The 19,462-nt window shown below is 60.8% G+C and carries 16 protein-coding genes; 3 read left to right on the top strand and 13 right to left on the bottom strand.

The window, feature by feature from the left end; translation table 11 throughout:
• Positions 1–117: 117 nt before the first annotated feature.
• The 9 genes from tssC to BFE01S_RS11340 form a co-directional block, all read right to left on the bottom strand.
• The gene (gene tssC, locus BFE01S_RS11300) at positions 118–1,623 is read right to left on the bottom strand and encodes a type VI secretion system contractile sheath large subunit (RefSeq protein ID WP_407668201.1); all 1,506 of its coding nucleotides are present in this window, start codon (positions 1,621–1,623) and stop codon (positions 118–120) included.
• 44 nt (positions 1,624–1,667) lie between these two features.
• Positions 1,668–2,201, bottom strand: a complete 534-nt coding sequence (gene tssB / locus BFE01S_RS11305; protein ID WP_028225585.1) for a type VI secretion system contractile sheath small subunit — start codon at positions 2,199–2,201, stop codon at positions 1,668–1,670.
• A gap of 206 nt (positions 2,202–2,407) precedes the next feature.
• Positions 2,408–4,132, bottom strand: coding sequence for an OmpA family protein (locus BFE01S_RS11310; RefSeq protein ID WP_028225586.1), 1,725 nt, complete (start codon positions 4,130–4,132; stop codon positions 2,408–2,410).
• Positions 4,129–4,833, bottom strand: coding sequence for a DotU family type IV/VI secretion system protein (locus BFE01S_RS11315; RefSeq protein ID WP_028225587.1), 705 nt, complete (start codon positions 4,831–4,833; stop codon positions 4,129–4,131). Before BFE01S_RS11315 ends, BFE01S_RS11310 begins: the two co-directional genes overlap by 4 nt.
• A gap of 25 nt (positions 4,834–4,858) precedes the next feature.
• Positions 4,859–5,377 carry a fimbrial protein gene (locus tag BFE01S_RS11320; protein ID WP_042337504.1) on the bottom strand — a complete coding sequence of 173 codons (519 nt, stop codon included), beginning with the start codon at positions 5,375–5,377 and terminating at the stop codon, positions 4,859–4,861.
• Positions 5,378–5,490: 113 nt separating this feature from the next.
• Entirely contained in the window at positions 5,491–8,283 is a 2,793-nt protein-coding gene (locus BFE01S_RS11325) for a fimbria/pilus outer membrane usher protein (protein WP_245621083.1), read from the bottom strand.
• 25 nt (positions 8,284–8,308) lie between these two features.
• A complete protein-coding gene (locus BFE01S_RS38305; RefSeq protein WP_042337506.1) occupies positions 8,309–9,073 on the bottom strand; it encodes a fimbria/pilus periplasmic chaperone in 765 nt (254 codons plus the stop codon).
• A gap of 107 nt (positions 9,074–9,180) precedes the next feature.
• Positions 9,181–9,720 (bottom strand): fimbrial protein, encoded by a 540-nt coding sequence (locus BFE01S_RS11335; RefSeq protein WP_028225590.1) that lies wholly within the window; start codon positions 9,718–9,720, stop codon positions 9,181–9,183.
• A 470-nt stretch (positions 9,721–10,190) separates the two neighbouring features.
• Entirely contained in the window at positions 10,191–10,841 is a 651-nt protein-coding gene (locus BFE01S_RS11340; RefSeq protein WP_028225591.1) for a response regulator transcription factor, read from the bottom strand.
• Between the two features lie 660 nt (positions 10,842–11,501).
• Here BFE01S_RS11340 and BFE01S_RS11345 point away from each other — a divergent pair.
• Positions 11,502–11,984 (top strand): hypothetical protein, encoded by a 483-nt coding sequence (locus tag BFE01S_RS11345; protein WP_156966978.1) that lies wholly within the window; start codon positions 11,502–11,504, stop codon positions 11,982–11,984.
• A gap of 90 nt (positions 11,985–12,074) precedes the next feature.
• Here BFE01S_RS11345 and BFE01S_RS38310 read toward each other — a convergent pair whose 3' ends face one another.
• Positions 12,075–12,326 (bottom strand): hypothetical protein, encoded by a 252-nt coding sequence (locus tag BFE01S_RS38310; RefSeq protein ID WP_042337507.1) that lies wholly within the window; start codon positions 12,324–12,326, stop codon positions 12,075–12,077.
• A gap of 154 nt (positions 12,327–12,480) precedes the next feature.
• On the bottom strand, positions 12,481–15,714 hold the full coding sequence (locus BFE01S_RS11355; RefSeq protein ID WP_169742621.1) for a hybrid sensor histidine kinase/response regulator: 3,234 nt from the start codon (positions 15,712–15,714) through the stop codon (positions 12,481–12,483).
• Positions 15,715–15,943: 229 nt separating this feature from the next.
• Here BFE01S_RS11355 and BFE01S_RS44195 point away from each other — a divergent pair, with 229 nt between their 5' ends.
• Together BFE01S_RS44195 and BFE01S_RS11365 are read left to right on the top strand one after the other, a co-directional pair.
• A complete protein-coding gene (locus BFE01S_RS44195) occupies positions 15,944–16,102 on the top strand; it encodes a hypothetical protein (RefSeq protein WP_156966980.1) in 159 nt (52 codons plus the stop codon).
• A gap of 79 nt (positions 16,103–16,181) precedes the next feature.
• Positions 16,182–16,886: a response regulator transcription factor gene (locus tag BFE01S_RS11365; protein ID WP_028225594.1), complete on the top strand. Its 705-nt coding sequence runs from the start codon at positions 16,182–16,184 to the stop codon at positions 16,884–16,886.
• 198 nt (positions 16,887–17,084) lie between these two features.
• Here the strand turns inward: BFE01S_RS11365 and BFE01S_RS11370 are convergent, their stop codons facing one another.
• Together BFE01S_RS11370 and BFE01S_RS11375 are read right to left on the bottom strand one after the other, a co-directional pair.
• The gene (locus BFE01S_RS11370; RefSeq protein WP_028225595.1) at positions 17,085–17,600 is read right to left on the bottom strand and encodes a hypothetical protein; all 516 of its coding nucleotides are present in this window, start codon (positions 17,598–17,600) and stop codon (positions 17,085–17,087) included.
• 342 nt (positions 17,601–17,942) lie between these two features.
• Positions 17,943–19,421, bottom strand: coding sequence for an aminotransferase-like domain-containing protein (locus tag BFE01S_RS11375; protein ID WP_028225596.1), 1,479 nt, complete (start codon positions 19,419–19,421; stop codon positions 17,943–17,945).
• Between the last annotated feature and the right edge of the window lie 41 nt (positions 19,422–19,462).

Below are 19,462 nucleotides of genomic sequence, written 5' to 3' on the forward strand. Positions count from 1 at the left end.
GTTATGAAGAAGCTCTATCGAGATCCAGGCATATTTAATGAGCGCCTGTCCGCCGCTCAGTGACCGGAAAATGACCGGAAAATGACCGGAAAACCAGTCGAAGCCAGCAAAGCCTAATCAGGCCGCTTCCTTCACAAGCGGCAATTTCGCAACGAGGCGCAGCGAAACCGTCAGACCTTCGAGCTGGAAATGCGGACGCAGGAAGAACTTCGCCTGGTAGTAGCCAGGATTGCCTTCGACGTCTTCCACCACGACTTCAGCAGCCGCCAGCGGCCGGCGCGCCTTGGTTTCCTGCGACGAATTGGCAGGGTCCGCATCGACATAGTTCATGACCCATTCGTTGAGCCATTGCTGCATCTCGTCGCGCTCCTTGAACGAGCCGATCTTGTCGCGCACGATGCACTTCAGATAGTGGGCAAAGCGCGAGCAGGCAAACAGATACGGCAGACGCGCCGAGAGGTTCGCGTTCGCGGTCGCGTCCGGATCGTGGTACTCGACCGGCTTTTGCAACGATTGCGCGCCGATGAACGCCGCGTAGTCGGTGTTCTTGCGATGGATCAGCGGCATGAAGCCGTTCTTCGACAGTTCCGCTTCACGGCGGTCGGAGATCGCGATTTCCGTGGGGCACTTCATGTCGATGCCGCCATCGTCGGTCGGGAACGTGTGGCACGGCAGGTTCTCGACCACGCCGCCGCTCTCCACGCCACGAATCAGCGTGCACCAGCCGTAGTGCTTGAACGAGCGGTTGATGTTCACGGCCATCGCATACGCGGCGTTCGCCCATACATACTTGCGATGATCGGCGCCGTCGGTCGATTCCTCGAAATCGAATTCGTCGACCGGATTCGTCTTGACGCCATACGGCAGGCGCGCGAGGAAGCGCGGCATGGCGAGACCAATGTAGCGCGAGTCCTCCGAATTGCGCAGCGAGTTCCACGGCGCGTATTCGAGGTTCTGCGTGAAGATCTTCGTCAGGTCGCGCGGGTTTGCGAGTTCCTGCCACGAATCCATTTGCAATACCGACGGTGCCGCGCCCGTGATGAACGGTGCATGCGACGCGGCGGCCACCTTGGCGATCGACGCGAGCAAATCGACATCGGGCGGCGTGTGGTCGAAGTAGTAATCGGCGACGAGACAGCCGTACGGTTCACCGCCGAGCTGGCCGTATTCTTCTTCGTAGATCTGCTTGAAGAACGGACTCTGATCCCATGCGATGCCTTTATAACGCTTCATCGTGCGGCGCAGGTCGTCCTTCGAGACGTCCATGAAGCGGATCTTCAGCTTTTCGTCCGTTTCGGTGTTCGTGACGAGATGATGCAGGCCGCTCCAGGCACTTTCCAGTTTCTGGAAATCCTCGTGATGCAGGATCAGATTGATCTGCTCGGATAGCTTGCGATCGATCTCACCGATGATCGCCTCGATGTTCTTGTACGCGTCGTCGGAGACGGTCACGGACGCGAGCAGCGCCTGCTGCGCAAGCGTCTGCACCGCATTTTCGACGGCTTCGCGCGCACGTTCGGTTTTCGGCTTGAATTCGCGCGCGAGGAGCGCGTTGAAATCCGATTCACTGGTCACGCCTGGCGTTGCTGCGGCGCGGATATTCGGTTGACGTTCGGCCATCATTTCACCATTTTTCTGGATCTGTCTTCGCTTTAGAAAAGCAAAACTCATTCGTTGACTGCCGACTCGTCGGCCGATTTCACTTCGCGCTTCGGCGCCTTTGCCAGTGCATCGAGCAGGGCCGGGTCCCTCAGCACCTTGCTGACAAGGCCCTCGGCACCGCTCTTGCCGTCCATGTAGGTTTGCAGGTTGGCAAGCTGCGTGCGCGCGTCGAGCAGCTGCGACAGCGCGTCAACCTTCTTTGCCACGGCGGCCGGCGAGAAATCGCCCATGCTTTCGAACGTGATGTCGACCATCAGTTGGCCTTCGTTCGTCAGCGTGTTGGGCACCGCGAATGCAACGCGCGGCTTCATGGCCTTCATCCGCTCGTCGAAGTTGTCGATGTCGATGTTGAAGAACTTGCGGTCTCCGACCGCGGGCAGCGGCTCGAGCGGCTTGCCCGACAGATCGGCAAGCACGCCCATCACGAACGGCAGCTCGACCTTCTTTTCCGACCCGTAGATTTCCACGTCGTATTCGATCTGAACGCGGGGAGCACGATTACGTGCAATGAATTTTTGAGAATTGTTAGGAGCTGACATAGTGTCCTGACGTTATTCGCCCGAAGAATAAGAAAAGTGGCAGTACAACGCCGCTGCAAGCAGCAAAACTGCAACTTGGTGATATTAGAGGTCGGCGCTAATTTTCAACATGGGCGATTGCCCAAAATCGATCTCATTGATTTGATTCACTGGATGGTTTGATGCAGCCACCGTATAGGGGGTGACTGCGCGGTACGCAGACCGCATCAAGGCGTACCCGGGTCGGGAATGAGGCTGATCTCGACGCGCCGATTCGTGGCACGTCCCTGCACACTCGAATTGCTGGCCAAAGGACGCGTATCTCCGTAGCCCTGAATCGCGAAACGCGTGACCGGCAGCGACGCCTTGTCGACGAACCAGTCTCGGATCGCCCGTGCGCGCGCTTCGGATAGCGCCAGATTCGCCGCGTTTGCACCGACGTTGTCCGTATGGCCTGCGATGAGAATCTGCCTGTCGGGATGGGCCCGGATCAGATCGAGCGCGGCCTGGAGCTTGTACTCAGCGCCTGGCTTGAGCGTAGTCTTTCCGCTGTCGAAGAGCGACAGATTGTCGATCGTGGTGCTATCGGCCGTCGTGATGACCTCAGGCGGATGCCATGTCGCGATCGCTTGCTGCAAGGCAGCCTGCAACGCTTCGCCACGATAGAGCCCCCATCCCAGTTCTGCGGGCACACCGTCATGAGCGTAGCGCTTCAGCTGCTCGTATCTTCCGGTCAGCATACCGAATCGTTTTAACTTCACACCTACTTCGGTTTCCGGCGTATGGCGGAAGGAGTTGATATCGTCGGACACGGACGCGATCATCCTGCTGTTTGCCCACGCGGCTACACTGATCGACACGGCCAGCGCGACCGACGATGCCGCTGCCACGTGCACCATCGTCCCCTGCGGTTGACGCCGCAGGCTCTTCGGGTCAACGGCGACAGTAGCAACTGGTGTCGGCGCGGGCGGAACAGCGACTTGCCGGCCGATGACTTCCGGAAGCGGCAGTGGAAGCGGTTGCGCTCGCGGTCTCCCGGTCGGCAACAACAAACCCGTTCTGGTTGTGAGCCATCGCATCCACGCGCCGTGGCGAATGGGCCAATACCCGATGTCGGCCAGCAGCAGTCCGTGCAGAGAAAGCGGTGCCGTGTTTGCCGCTGAGGAGAAAATCGGCAGCAATGCGGAATCTTCGAGCCAGTCGAACACCCCATGCCCAAGCCCCGCGCGCGTAACGCCGTCCGGATGTGCGCTCGCGAGCGACATCTGATCCAGTTGCCCGCGGATCATGCGTACGAGCGGCCGCACGTTCGCGACACCATGCCGCGCGACAGACAGATCGATAGCGTCGCCAAACCAGACCGGCTTCGTGTCAGCCTCAGCGTCATGGTTCGTGCGCAAACACGCGTAAATCGCGATATAACATGGCAGCACACCTGCCCAATCGTGCGCGCTTTCGGCGAGTTCGTGACGCCATTCCGAGAATTCACAGCGAATGGTGGCATCGTCGTCATTGCCGTCGGGCACCATGGGCATCAGCACAGCATCCGGCAAACGCTGATACGAATCACGGATCGTGGCTATCGACCCAGCCAGTTCGGCCCGCGTCCTCACGAGCATCCACACGGCGTCGCCACGATATTGCTGGCTCGACGCGCGGCCACCACACTCAAACGTTGCAGCGGCATAAGGACCCACCACAAGAATGATCGGCAGTTCGTGTGAGGGATTCTGCTGAATCGCCTTGATCGGGACGGCTTCGTCCTGGTTGGGCAAGCGCGACCTGCCACGGCGAGACAGTAGCGCCGCGCCCATCGCTGCCATCAGGACAAGAACAGGCACGACCGGCCACCAGGGTTGCCAGTCCAACGGCAAAAACAGCCATATCAGGCCGGCCGTGAGCACCGCAAACCAGATCATTGGGATGCGGTAGCGGGTTGAAAAAATCTTCATGAATGCCCTTCCGGCAGGAGAGCAGCCTGCGAGATAGGCGTTTGCGGCAAGCGGTCGATCGCTGCGTTCAAACTGCGATCGAATGCCGTCCAAAGCGAAAGGATGGCTGCCACAACGACTGCGCCGGCGGCAATCCAGCGCGTGCGCTGCCGCGAAACGGAATCCTTCCGAGAATTGGACGCTATCGCGGCGCGCCCATATTCCGCGGGCGAGGTCGAGGATTTCGGCGCAGCCACGTTCCCTGGTCGCTTTAGGGCCAACCCCACTCGCTCGCGGCAGACGGTCGCGTCCTTGAGGCCGCCATCGAAGCCCACTTCCAGCAGGACACTATAGAATTCCAACGCGCCATGGCCGTGACGTTCGCCCCGCAGCACCTCGTCGATACGCTCCCGCACATTGACCGCACCGTCATGCAGACCGTGAAATCGTGCCTGCAGTGTTTCGCGTAGCCACTCGTCCTGCTGCGCGGGTGGCAATGCGCGCAACGTCAGTTCGTCGAGCAGAAAGCATTGCGCCAGGCTGGCTTCGGTGATATCTCTTGACGCATAGCCCCCATCCTTCATGTCCTGCCGAAGTGTTTCTACAAGTGTGGCACAGCGTGCACGCCAGACGTGGATCGCGGGCAGCTTCGCGCCGCCACGCAGCAACGCTGCATGCAGCACGGTCGAGCGTAATAATGGGGCTGTTTGATCGGAAATCATTGAAAAGCACAGTTTTCCAGATGAATCAAGGCATCTGGATCACGTAGGTAACGAAGGTGCTCACCATGCCGGGAGTCGTCGGCCCAGTCGCGTAGTACTTCGCGATGAAGTTGGCTGGCGTCGGGCCGTTCGGGTTGACTGGAATGACTTTCATCGTATTCCGGTCGCCCACCTTGATTGGTGAACCGTCTGCGTTCTCCAACATGACTTCCACATTGGACGCAGACGTCGTGCCGTCCGTAGCTTGCGGTATCAGACGACCGCTGGTTAGATCGGTCGTCGGGCCGCTTTCGAAATACACGAGCGCGCCCGTTACGCCACTGTCACATTGCATGGAAATGGTAAAAACCTTGGCGCCCGCCGTCAGTCCGGCCGTGTTCAGGCTTTGGGTCGATATTGTCGGTAACGTCACCGTCATGTCTGGCGAACTGACTACGGTGCACGTGTCCGCGATATAGATACCCGTGAAATGGAGCGTGACCGAAGGAGATTGAGCGCTCACATCGACCGGCGTAAATAGCGCACCGGTGGCGACGCACAGCATTGCGCAGGCAGTCCGGAAGCATTTCACCCTACTGTTCATTTTCCGACCTCCCGTATCGGCGCAATCATAGGAACCGTGACGCCGGGGAAAAGCCCCGCGTCACGGCTCGCAAGTCACTGAGGCAAACTGGGGGCTTCCGCATCCACGGAAGCGTTCGTTGTGTCCTTCTTCGTCGGCGCGGTCCAGATCAGCGAGGGGTCGCAGCTTAACTGGATGCGGGCAACGGTTCTTACGTCGTCGGTCTTGTTCTCCTCCGGGATAACGTAGGCCGTCACACACTCCTCCGACGGACCGTCACCCCACCGCGCGAGCAGCTTGCCTTTGCCTTCGAGACCGCGCAGGTATGCGAGACCGCCTTGACCGACAATGCCCACCGACTTTCCGGTTTCGTCCAGCACTTCCGAGCCCATCGGCAAAGCCTTGCCGTACTGGTCGTCGATCTCGGCGAAAATCGGCCTGCCAATAACCGTCGCGATCTTCACCTTCACGAGCGCGTCGGCGCGCGGCACCACCTCCTCGCTCGTGTTGCCCAGTTCGACATCGAGCGGCACGTCGCTCGGGTCGAGCGCGACGGTATTGACACGATAAGGCGTGAGCGAAGGCACGATCGCATAGCCGTTGCCATCGATGCGCGCGCCCTGGCCGTTGACGATCCGCCCGCCCTTCGCACCTTGCGCCTCGACGAGCGCGAACGCTTGACCCAGTGCCGGACTCAGCGTCACGCCGCCGCTATGGATGACCAGCGCACCGTCGGCGTTGAGTCCAAGCTGACGCGTCTGATTGCTAATCGACGCATTGCCGTTGTAAGTGCCGAACGGCGCACGATATTGGGCATAGCCACCCGTCGAATAGATCGCATCGCTACCAGCGACATTGCGCGACGCATTGACGCCGTAGTTGACTGGCGTCGGCCCCGTGGTATTGCCCGTGGCCGTTGTTTGTAGCGTGTTATCGCCACCCGAACTGCTCGTCAGATTAGTGGTCAGGTAGTCGAACATGTGGTGTTCGTTCGAATCGACCCGGCCGAGCGGAATGGTGACATTCAGGCCAACCTGCGTACTGATCTGCTCGTTCTGCAGGCGTGTGCGCTGCGCGTACAACGAGTACAGGATCCGCTTGTACGAACTGTTGAATCCAACCTGATATTGCAGGTCGTACCCTTTCCCCTCGCCCCAGTAGTTCTGCGAACTGCCGGCAATAAAGAACGAACTCGATTTGCCGATCGGCTGATTGATGTTCAATTGCAGACGGCTACGCGCGCGGTAGCTAGCAAGGCCCGCGGTATCTTCTGTGTAGTTGCGTGCGTAGATCGCGTCGTGCAGGCTGTAGAACCGGGAAGTCGAGTAACGATAGGCGGCGACAGAGAAGTTCGTATTGGGTCCAGGAAGCAGCTTGCTGTAACTGAGCCGGGTACTGTATCCAGGTGCCCCGCCGGAATCACCCGGCACGTCCGCCTTCGCCGCAGTGACATCCAGCGCAAAAGCGCCAACCTGGGTATTGAGCGCGACACCGAGGATTGCAGACCAATAGCCTTCCGATATCTGGCTGCCGGTATAGCCGGTGAACAGATTCGTGAGGCCCCGCTGGTAGATGACCTGCGCAACCCACGGATGAACGTCGAGAATCGGGTCGCGATAGACGCCGGAAGTAACGTTAAAACGCGACACGCCAGGCCGCAGCAACTGCGGCACCGAAGCGAAGGGCACGACAAAATTCCGTTGGCTACCGTCGGATTCCGTGATGGTCACCTGAAGGTCACCACCATAACCCGTCGCCGGAAGGTCGCGAAGTTCGAACGGCCCGGGCGGCACGCTAGTCTCGGCGAGGATGACGTTGTTCTGGCGCACCGTGATGCGCGCATTGGTATTCGCGACGCCGCGTACGACAGGCGCATACGAACGCATCGAATCGGGCAGCATGCGGTCGTCACTGGCAAGTTGTATACCACGCACGTTGAACGAATCGAATACGTCACCGCTCGTCGAGCTGTCGCCGATCGTCAGCTGACTCTTGAGTGCCGTAACGTCGTGCTGCGCGAACAATGCGACGCTTTGCCAATGCGCGCCCGACGCCTGGTTCTGCCAGCTTAGATTACCCCACTGGCGCAAACGCCAGCCGCCGACGTTGACACCGCTTTGAAGGCCGAGATAGACACTATTCAGATCCGTGCCGGTTCCGTTCTGGTGGCTCGTATAAGTCGCGAGACTATACTGGACAAAGCCGGCATTGATGCCACTGTCCCAGCGCGAAGGATCGACATAGCCGGCAGGCTCGCTACGCAACTCCACCTGCGCAATCGACAGGTCGAGTTTCAGATTGGCAGTGTCGAACGACGCAGCCGACCCCGGCACGGCCTGCGACAGCGGCATGCATTCCGACGACTTCTCTGCGTCGGGCGACCACTTTCCTGCGTCCTTGAGTCGCTGAATCACGCGGTTGGTATCCACGCCCATCCGGTCAAGGTCGGACAACGTGAAACATGGAGCGGCAACGTCCGATCCTGTTACAGCGAGAAACCGGACTTCGTAGCGTCCGCGCCCCCCACCGTTGATTGACAGGTCGAGTGGGTAAAGCCCGGGAGGAACCGGATTGCCGCGTGAATAGCGCGACAGGTCGGCGACGTTGCCGGAGAAAAATGCCGGGTTGAACTGGATTTCCTGCGGAGGCTCGCCCGGCGCAACGCGAGACGAGAGATCAGGCGCAGAAGTCATGGCAGGTTGCGCGCCGGTGGCGTCGCAGTTGCCGGCCAACTCCGATTCCGCGTTACCCGCCGCGCATGCAGCAAATGCGTGGTTCGGTGAAAATGCCCAGCATCCTGATGCCACGATTGCCGCCCAGGCTAGTGGGTGACGTCGAACCGGGACGTAGCGAGAGGTCGCCCCAACTGCCTTCTTGTAATCTTGCATACACGACATCACCGAGCTAGCTGAGTTATTGACCCTGCGGTACCTTCTCTTCCGACGCATCGCCAACCTGAGCCGAATCCTTGATCTCCGTTCCGAAATCGTTGAGAACCGAATAGGAGACTGTTCCCGGAGCCTTGACGTCGAGCAAACCAGATTGCGGAACCAGATCGACATGTCCAAACGGCGGCGCCATGTCCGGTCTCAGGGAGATCTTTTTGTCCCCCGCATCCAGTTCCGCCATTCCGATGGAAATGTAGTAAGCCGAAGGATTTTCTAAACGGATAACGTGTTCACCCTTGTCTCCCACTGCAAGATGCCACTTGAGCTTCGAACGCTCCGCGGTTGGATCGTCGAGCAGCGACGCAGGGCGATAGAACAACTTGATTCGCGTTCGGAACGCAAGCTGGATCATGTTGCGCTGATCGGCATCGGCAGGCTTAGGCGGAATTTCCAGCACATTCAGCCAGTAAACCGATTCACGGTCCTTTGGCATATCGCCGCCCGTGAACATGATGCGTAACGCCTGCCCCTTGTGGGGCTCGACACGGAATACCGACGGCAGCAGCGCAAAGGGCACCTTGATCTCATTCGGCGCGGCCGCAGCATTGCCGTCGTCCAGCCACGCCTGAACCAGCACTGGCTGGTCCTCGACATTCTTCAACCGGACATTGACTTCGCGGTTTTGAGCGGGATAAACAACGCGCGTACCGGTAATGGTGATCGCAGCGTGCACGGCAGAAGCGGTCAGGCCGCAGACGATCGCGGCGACAGCAAGAATTCGGGACTTCATTGAATGCACTCGCCCCCTCTGACTGACCGAATGACCAGCATGCTTCCCCGGTTGCTCCCGGGGTAGAGGAGCAACCGGAGATCATTCAACCGTGGTTGACTTGATATTTACTGATACGCCAGCGTGTAACTCGCGACAGCCGTCACATTACCGGCTTCCGTTTTACCGGTTGCGTAGTACTGGCCGTAGTAGCTCATCGTGGCGGTGTGCGCACTTGCGTCGATCGGATAGAACGAACCCGTGCTGCCGAGCAGAATCGGCGTTTTGCCGTCCTTGTCGATCAGTTGCACTTCCACGTTGGTAGCCGGCGATGCGATCGCCTGGTTGACGATGTTTCGGGTGTCCGGATCCATGTTCGTTGTTTCAAAGTGTGCCGCGACACTGCTCAGGTTGGCAGGGCACTGCGAAACCGAAATGGTGAAATTCGTGGTAGCAGCCGTGTCGCCCTTGTTCGGCAGCGATTGTGCAGAAACGGTGTCCAGCGTGACCGTCTTGTTGACGTCACCGGCGTTGATCACACACGTATCGGCAGTCAGCTTGCCGTTGAACGTCACCGTGCCAGTACCCGGAGCGGGCGCTGCAAAGACCATCGGTGCGACGGAGAGCCCAGCCAGAGCCATCGTCAGTTGCATGAGTTGCTTCTTCATCGTTGTTCCCTTTCCTTTGGTAGATATCGCTAGATTCAAACGAAAAACTCGTGAGCGCTTGAGATTTCCTGCAATCCTCAGCGAGTTCAAATGATGCCGCTGGCGTCAGCGACTGTTAATGGGCCAATGCCCAAAATGAATGAACTCATGACACTGAGTCGATGCAGATGCGCTGAGCGGCACGCTTGCAGAGTCTTCGCAAAGAAGAGCTTGATGTCGGCTGGAGAAAGCGACAATGAACCTGGTGCGTCTACGCCAATCCCAAGCAAATGTGGCGGAGCAATTCAACTGTCGTGGACACGTGCGGAGGCGACGGTCGCATTGTCAATGGTCTGGCACGCAGCCTGGATCGCAGCCACGGAGCCGATGAGTAGGGAGTGTGTGTTGAGCGTCAATCTGTCAAAAAGGACGCCACGCCTGCAAACCGTCAGGCGGAGGCGAAACACCTGGAATGTTTCGCTTGACGGGAATTAGTTCACATTCCACTCGCGCATGATCAAGGCGAGTTCAACATCGTTTTTTGCACCGAGCTTCTTCATGCCGGCGTTCTTTTGATTGCTCACTGTCTTTGGACTACGCCTCAAACGCCTTGCCACCTCTCTAATCGACATTCCGTCGCAGATCATCCTCACGACGGTTGATTCCCGTTCGGACAGGACTCCGGGGTGGCTGCCGGTTTCCTTCGGGCGCCCCGTCGTGGCCAGCATCTTGCTCGCGAGCGACTCGGACAGGTAAATGCCTTCGCTTTTCACGACACGAATGGCACCGGCCAGATTCAGGAAGTCCGGCCCTCTCTTGCTAATGAAACCGGCCGCCCCGGCGCCGAGGGCCGCAGAAACGATATACACGGACGAATGAGAACTCAGGAAAATCACCCGGGTCAGCGGCGCCATGCGCCGAATCCGGTCGAGCAGAATCAGACCATCCGCATAGGAATCGTCTTCGAATTCGTAATCGCAAAGAAGGACGTCAACGGGAGTATCGACTAGCTGGACAAGCAAATGACCGATACTCTCGCTTTTAAAACAGATCTCTATGTCTGCGAGGGACAGAAGATAGTGCTCAAGTCCCCGCAGAGTCAGTGGATGATCATCCGCGATACCTATCCTGATTTTTCTCATACGTTCCATGCAAGCAAAGCCGGACAAATATTGCGCGCGCTGAAACGCGCTGTACGCTGCCACGGAACGACGCTCTTTCAGGTCCTTCAGGTGACACACGATCACTTCGATCTCTGCGCCAACCGATTTGCATACGACAGATTTTCTATCCAGAATCGGCAAAATGCAGACGCGTAAATAGTCTTCCGGTAACGGGGCGATACCCGATCCAGACCCACCTGCGGAATAGATCAATGCAGATGTAACTTTTTACTATAGTTCTTTCTCACCGTGTGCTTTGGGAAGAGAAATTGAGGAATTTTCTGACCAGTCTCACTCGTTCCCCTAATGAGGACATTGCGGTATTTGCAAAGAAATGGCGCAGATCTCATCGACACTCCGACGACTTCGCGGCCGAGGGAAATTCTGTCAGAACTATCCGGCGTGAATTGATCGATTGCTATGCTTCGCTGGCGTGATGCACTCAAATAATGGTTGTTCTGTCATCCAACCAGCTTGTGATCATGATCTGCCCACAGTCTGGATTTTTTTCAATATTTCAGGTCTTTGAACAAAAAATTGACTATAACGAGATAAGGATTTCCAGAGCGTTGCCGCAATACCATTCATGGTAGCCGGATGCCAAAGAAGCCGGCGTTATCGTTCACTCCGGAGGTCGTCGTGAAAGTTCGAATGCGGCAAAGGATCCGTCTCGCTCGCATGGCGGGACTGATCGCTCTGGCAAGCGGGTATGCAGTCCCTGGGTATTCCCAACCCGGGGGAACTATCACCTTTACCGGTGCGATCGTCGCTCCCGCGTTCGAGATCGCGGTAGCACAAGCTCGCGCGGCAACCCCGACGACGAGCCTCGCGTACGATTCAAGCGGAGAAGCAGGCCCAACCGTCAGGTTGACTGCGCCATACGGCAGCACACCCGTCGCCGATATCGCATTGGTGGCTGCCAATCCCGCGCGGCAGAACAACGCGGGCGTTGCCCGAGGGGTTGATGTCAAACTCACGAACCAGGCGGGCAGACAGATCGCCGCCGATGCGACTGGGCATTACAGGCTCGATGGGCAAGGCGCGGTGATGGCCCTAAGGCCGATGCACGAGTCCGGCTCACCAAAGGACAAGCTGCTTGTCGTCGTGCTGAGCTACAACTGACGGCGTTTCCGGATCACTCGCCGCGGCACTGTCACCTTGCTGACCGTCTGAAGAGAAAAGCATCGCACCGTCACGCATTACGTCATGCTCCTACCTTTTGAATGAAACCTTTTCAGCGCTCTCGTCGAGACCACCCCACTCCGCAATGAATCTTCTGCGCCGTTGCGGCGAGCAAACAAGAAATTCATTGAGCGACGAGAGAAATATCCCTCGATTCTTTTGCGTCAGTCCGGCAAAGCCAAGAAGCAGTTCGCACACGGTCAACTCGACAAGGAGTCCTTCGAGCGACGGCACAGCGAGATCCCGCTCCGACTGCATGCCTTCGACGTTCTTTTCCATCATCAGCGTGTCCCCTTAACAACTCGTTGAACCGCATCCAGACTGATATGAGGTATTTTGCGGACCCCGATGCGGTAGGGACATTCGACCAGTCAGATAATTAAGTCAGACTTGCCCGAAGATTGGCTCAACGCAACCGGCTCGGGAGGTCAACGAACTAAGTCAGGGCACGCACGTCTGCAGCGAACGCCGCAAATTCGGCCAGGTCTATCTGATCGGCGCGCTGCTTTTCTATCGAGAGTTCAAAACGCTCGCATCGCCGCGCAAGTTCTTGCGCCCTGAACACCCCAAGCATCCCCCTGAGCGCGTGCAACTCGGCCAGCAGGCGTTCCATCTCGCCACATCGCAGTACCTTTTCGATCGCAGCCAACGACGCCCCGCTCGCTTCCCGGAACGCCTCCACCAGATGCGCCGGCAACGGCCGGCCGCCCAGTACGCCCGCCGCTTCGTCAGACGCGTGGGGCGCCGCCAGACCGCCCCCGGCGACATCCTCCAGCACCGCCCGCAACGCGCCCAGCGACAGCGGCTTTGTCACCATCCGCGCCAGCCCCGCCGTCTCGCAGCGCTGACGCTCCTCCAGCGTCGCCTGCGCGGTTACCGCTACCACCGGCATCTCCCCGTGTCGCGCGTGGATTCGTGCTGCCAGTTCATAACCGCTCATACCGGGCATATGCAGGTCCGTCAGCACCACGTCCCAGTGCCGGTCGCCCAATGCCTTCAGCGCTGCCTCGCCGCTACCCACCACTCGCGCGTCGCATCCCAGCAACGCCAGTTGCTCCACAAACAGTTCGCGGTTCACCACGTTGTCCTCCGCCACCAGCACCGACAGCGAACACGAAAAACCCTGCGTCACGGACGAAGCCTGCGGCACGCCCGGCGTCCCGACCTCGCCCAGCACGGCCATGCGCATTGCGCGCGCCAGCGCCACGATCGAGTAGCCCGTCACGTCGATCACCCGACCAAAACGCCGCGGCTCCCACGGCCCTTCCGCGCTGGCCGTCACCACCCACAGGCCCGACTCCACCAGCCGGTTCTCCGCCTGTGCCGCGTCGCCCGTTGCACCTTCACCGCACAGCACGATGCCGCACGCCGATTCGACCACCTGCGGCTCCACCTCCCGCGCCTGCCTGTACGCCCGGACGCCCAGCCCCCACGCCCGCAGATGCGGCACCACCGCCTCATGCCACTCGCACTCCCCCGACACGAAGATCACCGGGCGACTCTCGTGCGCAAACGTCCTTTCCGCAAACCGCTGCGGCTGACCGGCGGCCAGGTGCAGCGTGAAGCGGCTACCCGCGCCATGCTCGCTTTCGACGCCGATACGCCCGCCCATCGCCTGCGCTAGGCGCTGGCATAGCGCAAGGCCCAGCCCCGTGCCGCCGAAGCGCCGACTGATCGTGCGGTCCGCCTGCGCGAATGCCTGAAAGAGGCCCGCCTGCTGCTCCTCCGTCAGACCGATGCCCGTGTCCTCCACCGACACCACCAGATCGCCATCGGCCATCGACGCCCGCAGCGTTACCTTGCCCGCCGCGGTGAACTTGATTGCGTTGCCCAGCAGGTTGTTCACGATCTGGCCGAGGCGCGTCGGGTCGCCCATCACCGTCTGACCCGGCTCGCAGGCCAGCACCGCATGGAGCCTGAGCCCCTTCGCGCGCGCCATCGGGGCGAACAGTCCCAGCGCACGCTCCAGCACCGGCACCACCTCGAACACCAGGCGCTCCAGTGCCATCTCCCCAGCTTCGATCTTCGAAAAGTCCAGCACGTCGCTGATCACCGCCAGCAGGCCCTCCGAAGACTGCCGGATCGTCGACAGGCGATCGTGCTGCTTCGCGCTCAGCCCCGAGTGGCCCAGCAGTTCCAGGTTGCCCATCACCGCGTTCAGCGGCGTGCGGATCTCGTGACTCATCGTCGCGAGAAACGCCGACTTCGCTGCGTTCGCCTCGTCGGCCGCCTGCCTTGCCTCGCGCAGACGCCGCTCGAGATGCTTGCGCGCCGTCACGTCCGTGAACGCCGTCACCAGCACCGCGCGCCCCTGATAGCGCGCCTGCGCCATGCTCACCGAGAGGTCTACCGCCGGATCTTGCGCCGTGTTCACCGACAGATCGAACTGCACCACGCCCTGCTGCGCCTGCCGGTCATGCAGGCGCACCAGTTCGGCGGCCAGCGTAGTGCCCTCGAACTGCGCCTGCGACGCCATCGACTCCATCAGAGGACTACTGAGCAGCGGCCTGGCATCGTCGTGCGTAATCAGCCCAAGCCCGACGGGCGCCATCTCGATCAGCGTGCGGCTCAGTTGCTCGCTGTCGAACACCCGCTGCGACTGCTCGTACACCGGCCGGAACACGCGGCGGTTGAACAGCAAAAGCGTGACCCATAGCGCAGCAATGGTCGCGAGGGCCGCGACCGTGGCAGTCAGGAGTTGCGTAGCCAAACCCGACAGCACGTCGTACCAGGAGAACGCGAAGACGAGCGTCCAGCCCGTGTCGCCGAGCTTGTCGCCGATCACGAAAATACCCGGGCTGCCTTTGAGCAACCCGGGGCGCACGGAGACGTCGGACTTCGGATACTCCGCCACGCGAAGGATCCGCTCGACCACTGCACCATCGACATCGCCGCCCTCCCGCACCGCCAAAACACTGCGATCGTCCGACAGAATCAGAAAAGAACCGTTCATCGCGTTGAGCGCAACGGGCAACAGCAAGGACTGCGGCGTGTATTCGGTTACGAAGACGGCGAACGGATCGTTGCCGTCCAGCGCCGCCGCCGCGAGGCGCACGACGGGCTGCCCGCTCAACGGGCTCGTGGAAGGCGCAAGCCAGCGCAGCACAGGCGCATCGGGGTGGCTGGAAGTGCTCAGTCGCTCGGGCTCGATCCCGGCTTCGAGCGCACGGATCAGCGCATCGCGATCGGACAATACGGAGCGCGTCCGCGCATCGGCACGTTCCGGCGCGGGAGTCAGCGCGGCAAAATCACGGCGCGCACTATAGTAGTAGCCGGTCAGAGTCTCTCCGCGCAACAGCGAACTTTCCTTGGTCGTATGGGCGAGTTGCGCTGCTATGCCGAGATAGCGCCGGATCTCGCTATCGGTGGCATGAGAATGTCCAGTCACGAACACGAACTGAGGCGTGAGCGCCCGACTGGGCTGAAAGGTCATCTCCCCGCCACTCGCGCGAAACCGCGCGACGTCGGCGCGATCGATCTCCACCTTTTCCTGCCACGCGAGCTCCGCGCTCACTACCGCGTGACGCAGCGCCGCCTCTCTCGAACCGATCTCGCCCAGCACGAGGCTCTTGTCGACGATGAAGTCTTTCTGCCGCTCGAGCAACGCCGCGCGCACCTGCGAGCGCACTTCGAGCTGCAGCGCGAACAGGATCAACACCGTGATCGCCACGCCCGCGCCATAGGCCAGCAGGCGCTGATAGCGCCTGAAGCGAATGAGCAGGGTCTCGTGGAGAAACGGCATGAAATGCGGAAGTCCGGACTGGAGGCAAGAGTCCATCCGGACAGAACGCAATTCGCCCGGATCGGAAAACAACGAGGCGGATTATCGTCAGACCATGTCGGCCGGTGTGAAGAAGCACTGATTTTTCAGACAAGTCATATAGATGAGAGAGCTCTTTATGACGAATCTGATCATCGACGGCATGCGGCCCCATGTTTGCCTTGCTATTCAGGCTGCATCGAAAGCGAGCGGGGTGCCGCGCCATGCCCGCGCACTGCGGATTCGGACTAGTAAGACCCATATTGCCCAGTATCCGCACCAATCCGATTTTGAATAAGGATAAATCCCATAGAATCGACAGCGCTTCCCGACCATCAGGCTCGCTGAGGAAAGGACACGCGAAAGGACACGCAGCCATGGCCATAGCAAAAATCAACGTGGTGCTCGTGGACGATCACCCGCTGCTGCTCAGCGGCATCAAGCACGAAATTGCCAATGTGGGGACCATTAAACTGGTGGGCATGACGCACAATTCGACCGAACTGATGGACATTCTGGACAGCATACGGATCGATGTGCTCGTGACCGACTACGCCATGCCCGGCGGCGAATATGGCGACGGCATGCACCTGCTTTCGTTTCTGCGCAGGCGCTATCCGGACCTGAAGATCATCGTGTTCACCGCCATCACGAATCCCGCCATCGCCAACGAAATGATGCGGATTGGCGTGCGCTCCGTGCTGAACAAGATCGACGATGCCGGGCGACTGATTTCCGCCATTCATGCCGTCTACACAGGCGCAAAATACATTTCGCCAAGCTACGACCTCGCTTCGAGAGTGCTGCTTCAGCAGAACAAGGAGGCCGCTTGCATCGGCGCACTTGATTCGCTGTCGAAGCGCGAAGCGGAGGTTGTCCGGCTCTATATTTCGGGGATGTGCATCGACAGCATCGCGGCCCACCTCCACCGCACGAAGCAGACCGTGAGCGCGCAAAAGATGTCGGCGCTGCGCAAGCTCGGTGTCGAGCGCGACGCGCAACTTTTTCAATGGGCGTTCGAGATGGGCCTCGGCACGCAGAACGCGGACTCGCCCGAGGTATCCGCGAGCAATCCGCAGTGAGCGGAGCAATCGTCCTGGTGGTGCGATCTGCGTGTCCCAGCCACGGCGCAACCCTGAAACGCCGGGACGCGCACAAGCGGGGAGCCTTGCAAAGGCTGGCCCCGCTCGTCGTAGTAGATGCCTGCCCAACTGGAGTCACCGATCACAACCTTGGCGATCGTGTGCGCGGATCGCTTTGGAGTACCCAGAATTTCCAAGTTAGATCTTGACGCCAGGCGATTGAGCGTCTTTCTCAGGAGCAGGCGCCACCGCCGGTGCGGGAGTCCGCACCGGCGCGCCAGCAGGTTCGAACACGAGAACCGGGCCGCCGCTCACTGCCCATGCGGGTGTCGCGAACATCACCGGCAGCGGCGCGGGAATAACCGTCCCGCCCGCCAGCGCGGCCTGTTGCAAGTGCTGGATCTGCGCCTGTGCCATACGCATCTGCGTTTGCATCAACTGCATCTGCGACTGCATCGCCAGCATCTGATGCTGCGCCCACCCGGGCTGCGCACCGCCCGTGCTGCTCGTCATCTGCACACTGGCACTGCCATCGGGACTATGCCAGCTCCAGCTACTGACGCGCGCCGGGCCTGCCGCCGTCTGGACGATATGGGTGCTCTCCTGAACCGGAATGCGCTGTCCGTTGACGCGCACCATGACGGGCTGGTCGGCCATCGCCAGCGCCGGGGCCAGCGCAATGGCGCCAGCGGTGAAAACCGTGCGGAATCGCATGTGCTTACCTCCTTTGATCCATCTCGCTTCGAAAGGACGTGACTCGCAACGGAGTCAAGCCTTACTGTGGCAAACGACACTTAAACGACCCTTAAAGGCCGGAAATCGGGCTCACTTGCACACTTCAGGTGTCCTCCTCTTCGTCGTGCGGCGCATGTGCCAGCAGCCACCAGACAGAGACAAGACAGAGGCCAGAACGAGCCAGAAAAAATGAGTCCCCATGCTTGCTGCCCACCTGCAGATTCGTGGGTCTAGCGTAACCAGCTTCATACCGCGTCAGGTTTCCGGTTTGTTTCGATTTTTTTCGACAAGCGGCAGCCGGGTTCTTCTTCGACGGCCCTCTCACGCCGAATAAAGCCCTTCCGGCCCATTGCGCAACGTCCGCGCGAGGTGCTCGAGCCCCTCGCGCAGGGCCTCATCGCTGCGCGCCCCGCTCAAGCTCAGGCGCACCGCATGCGGCGCCGATCCGCGCCCGATCACGAAGCTGTCCGCCGTCTTCACGAGCACGCCCGCGTGCCGCAAGGCCGTCGCGAATTCCGCCGCGCGCCAGGGCTCGGCGAGCGGCAGCCAGAGGTGCGGGCTGGCCGGATCGCTGCGATATGCCACCCCTCCCAGCACCTCGGCGGCCACGGCCTGACGGGCGTCGATACTCGTACGCTGCTGCGCGATCAGCCGGTCGATCTCGCCGCCCGCAATCCAGCGCGCGGCAATTTCCGCCGAAAGCGGCGCCGTCATCCAGCAGTCGCTGCGAATCACCGCGAGGATCTTGCCCACCCAGTCCTGCGGCGCCTGCACGTAGCCGATGCGCAACCCCGGAGCAACGGCCTTCGAAAGACTGCTGATCACGATGCCCTGCTCCGGCAGACGCGCCGCGACAGGCACGGGCGGCGCATCGAGCAGCGCGGCCGGCACGAGATCCTCGATCACCACGAGGTTATGACGCACGGCGATATCGGCAATCGCCACGCGGCGCGCCTCCGAAAGCGTCGCCGTGGTGGGGTTATGCAGCGTCGGCACGCAAAAGAGCGCGCGCGGCGCGAGCAACTGGCACGCACGTTCCAGCGCCGCCGGCACGATCCCTTCGTCGTCGATCTCGATGCCCACCAGATTCAGCCGCAATTGCCGCGCAAGCGCGACGATACCCGGGTAGCTGAGCGCCTCGGCAAAGATCGTATCGCCCGGGCGCAGCACGGCGCGCAGCACGCAGGCCAGTCCATGCTGGGCGCCCTGCGTGACGAGCACACGCTCGGCCGGCCCGGGCGCTCCCATGCGCGCGAGCCAGCGCGCACCGGCTTCGCGATGCGAACGCCGGCCGCCCTCGGGCTGGTAAAGCAGCAATTCGCCCGAGAGACGCTCGTCCGCCGCGAGATCGCGCAAGGTGGCGCTCAGCAAACGGGCCTCGTCGGTGGGAATCGGCACGTTCTGGCCGAGGTCGATCGGCCGGCTCGCGAGCATCACGCCTGCCACGTTCGCGGCGGTGCCGTTGCCCGCGGCGGCCGTCACCGCTTCCGGCCGGGGCGCGGCGAGGCGGCCCGGTTCGCCGGCGAGGCCGAGGCCGAGGCTTGCCCCGTCGGCATCGGGCTCCGCCACGTAGGTGCCGTCGCCCACGCGCGCGACCACCATGCCGCAGCGTTCGAGTTCCGCATAAGCGCGGCTGACCGTTCCCGTCGTGACCCTCAACTTCTTCGCCAGCAGCCGGTGCGCCGGCAGTTTTTCGCCCGGCAGCATCTGCCCGCCGCGGATGGCCTGCGCGTAGGCCTGCGCAATCGCCCGGTATTTGGGTGCGTTGCTGCGAGGCAAGGTGGGTAGCCAGCCGTTCATGGTGTTTTCCCGGAGTCTCGGAGGCGCCGCGCTCGCGCGCG

This window comes from Paraburkholderia ferrariae NBRC 106233 (assembly GCF_000685035.1).
GTDB lineage: Bacteria > Pseudomonadota > Gammaproteobacteria > Burkholderiales > Burkholderiaceae > Paraburkholderia > Paraburkholderia ferrariae.

What these genes read in the sequence shown, in the direction of transcription:
- BFE01S_RS11340 (WP_028225591.1), bottom strand. Translation starts at nt 10,841, where the DNA reads ATGAGAAAAATCAGGATAGGTATCGCGGATGATCATCCACTGACTCTG.
- BFE01S_RS44195 (WP_156966980.1), top strand. Translation starts at nt 15,944, where the DNA reads ATGACGAATCTGATCATCGACGGCATGCGGCCCCATGTTTGCCTTGCT.
- BFE01S_RS11370 (WP_028225595.1), bottom strand. Translation starts at nt 17,600, where the DNA reads ATGCGATTCCGCACGGTTTTCACCGCTGGCGCCATTGCGCTGGCCCCG.
- BFE01S_RS11375 (WP_028225596.1), bottom strand. Translation starts at nt 19,421, where the DNA reads ATGAACGGCTGGCTACCCACCTTGCCTCGCAGCAACGCACCCAAATAC.
- BFE01S_RS11325 (WP_245621083.1), bottom strand. Translation starts at nt 8,283, where the DNA reads ATGCAAGATTACAAGAAGGCAGTTGGGGCGACCTCTCGCTACGTCCCG.
- tssC (WP_407668201.1), bottom strand. Translation starts at nt 1,623, where the DNA reads ATGATGGCCGAACGTCAACCGAATATCCGCGCCGCAGCAACGCCAGGC.
- tssB (WP_028225585.1), bottom strand. Translation starts at nt 2,201, where the DNA reads ATGTCAGCTCCTAACAATTCTCAAAAATTCATTGCACGTAATCGTGCT.
- BFE01S_RS11315 (WP_028225587.1), bottom strand. Translation starts at nt 4,833, where the DNA reads ATGATTTCCGATCAAACAGCCCCATTATTACGCTCGACCGTGCTGCAT.
- BFE01S_RS38305 (WP_042337506.1), bottom strand. Translation starts at nt 9,073, where the DNA reads ATGAAGTCCCGAATTCTTGCTGTCGCCGCGATCGTCTGCGGCCTGACC.
- BFE01S_RS11320 (WP_042337504.1), bottom strand. Translation starts at nt 5,377, where the DNA reads ATGCTGTGCGTCGCCACCGGTGCGCTATTTACGCCGGTCGATGTGAGC.
- BFE01S_RS11310 (WP_028225586.1), bottom strand. Translation starts at nt 4,132, where the DNA reads ATGAAGATTTTTTCAACCCGCTACCGCATCCCAATGATCTGGTTTGCG.
- BFE01S_RS11335 (WP_028225590.1), bottom strand. Translation starts at nt 9,720, where the DNA reads ATGAAGAAGCAACTCATGCAACTGACGATGGCTCTGGCTGGGCTCTCC.
- BFE01S_RS11365 (WP_028225594.1), top strand. Translation starts at nt 16,182, where the DNA reads ATGGCCATAGCAAAAATCAACGTGGTGCTCGTGGACGATCACCCGCTG.
- BFE01S_RS38310 (WP_042337507.1), bottom strand. Translation starts at nt 12,326, where the DNA reads ATGATGGAAAAGAACGTCGAAGGCATGCAGTCGGAGCGGGATCTCGCT.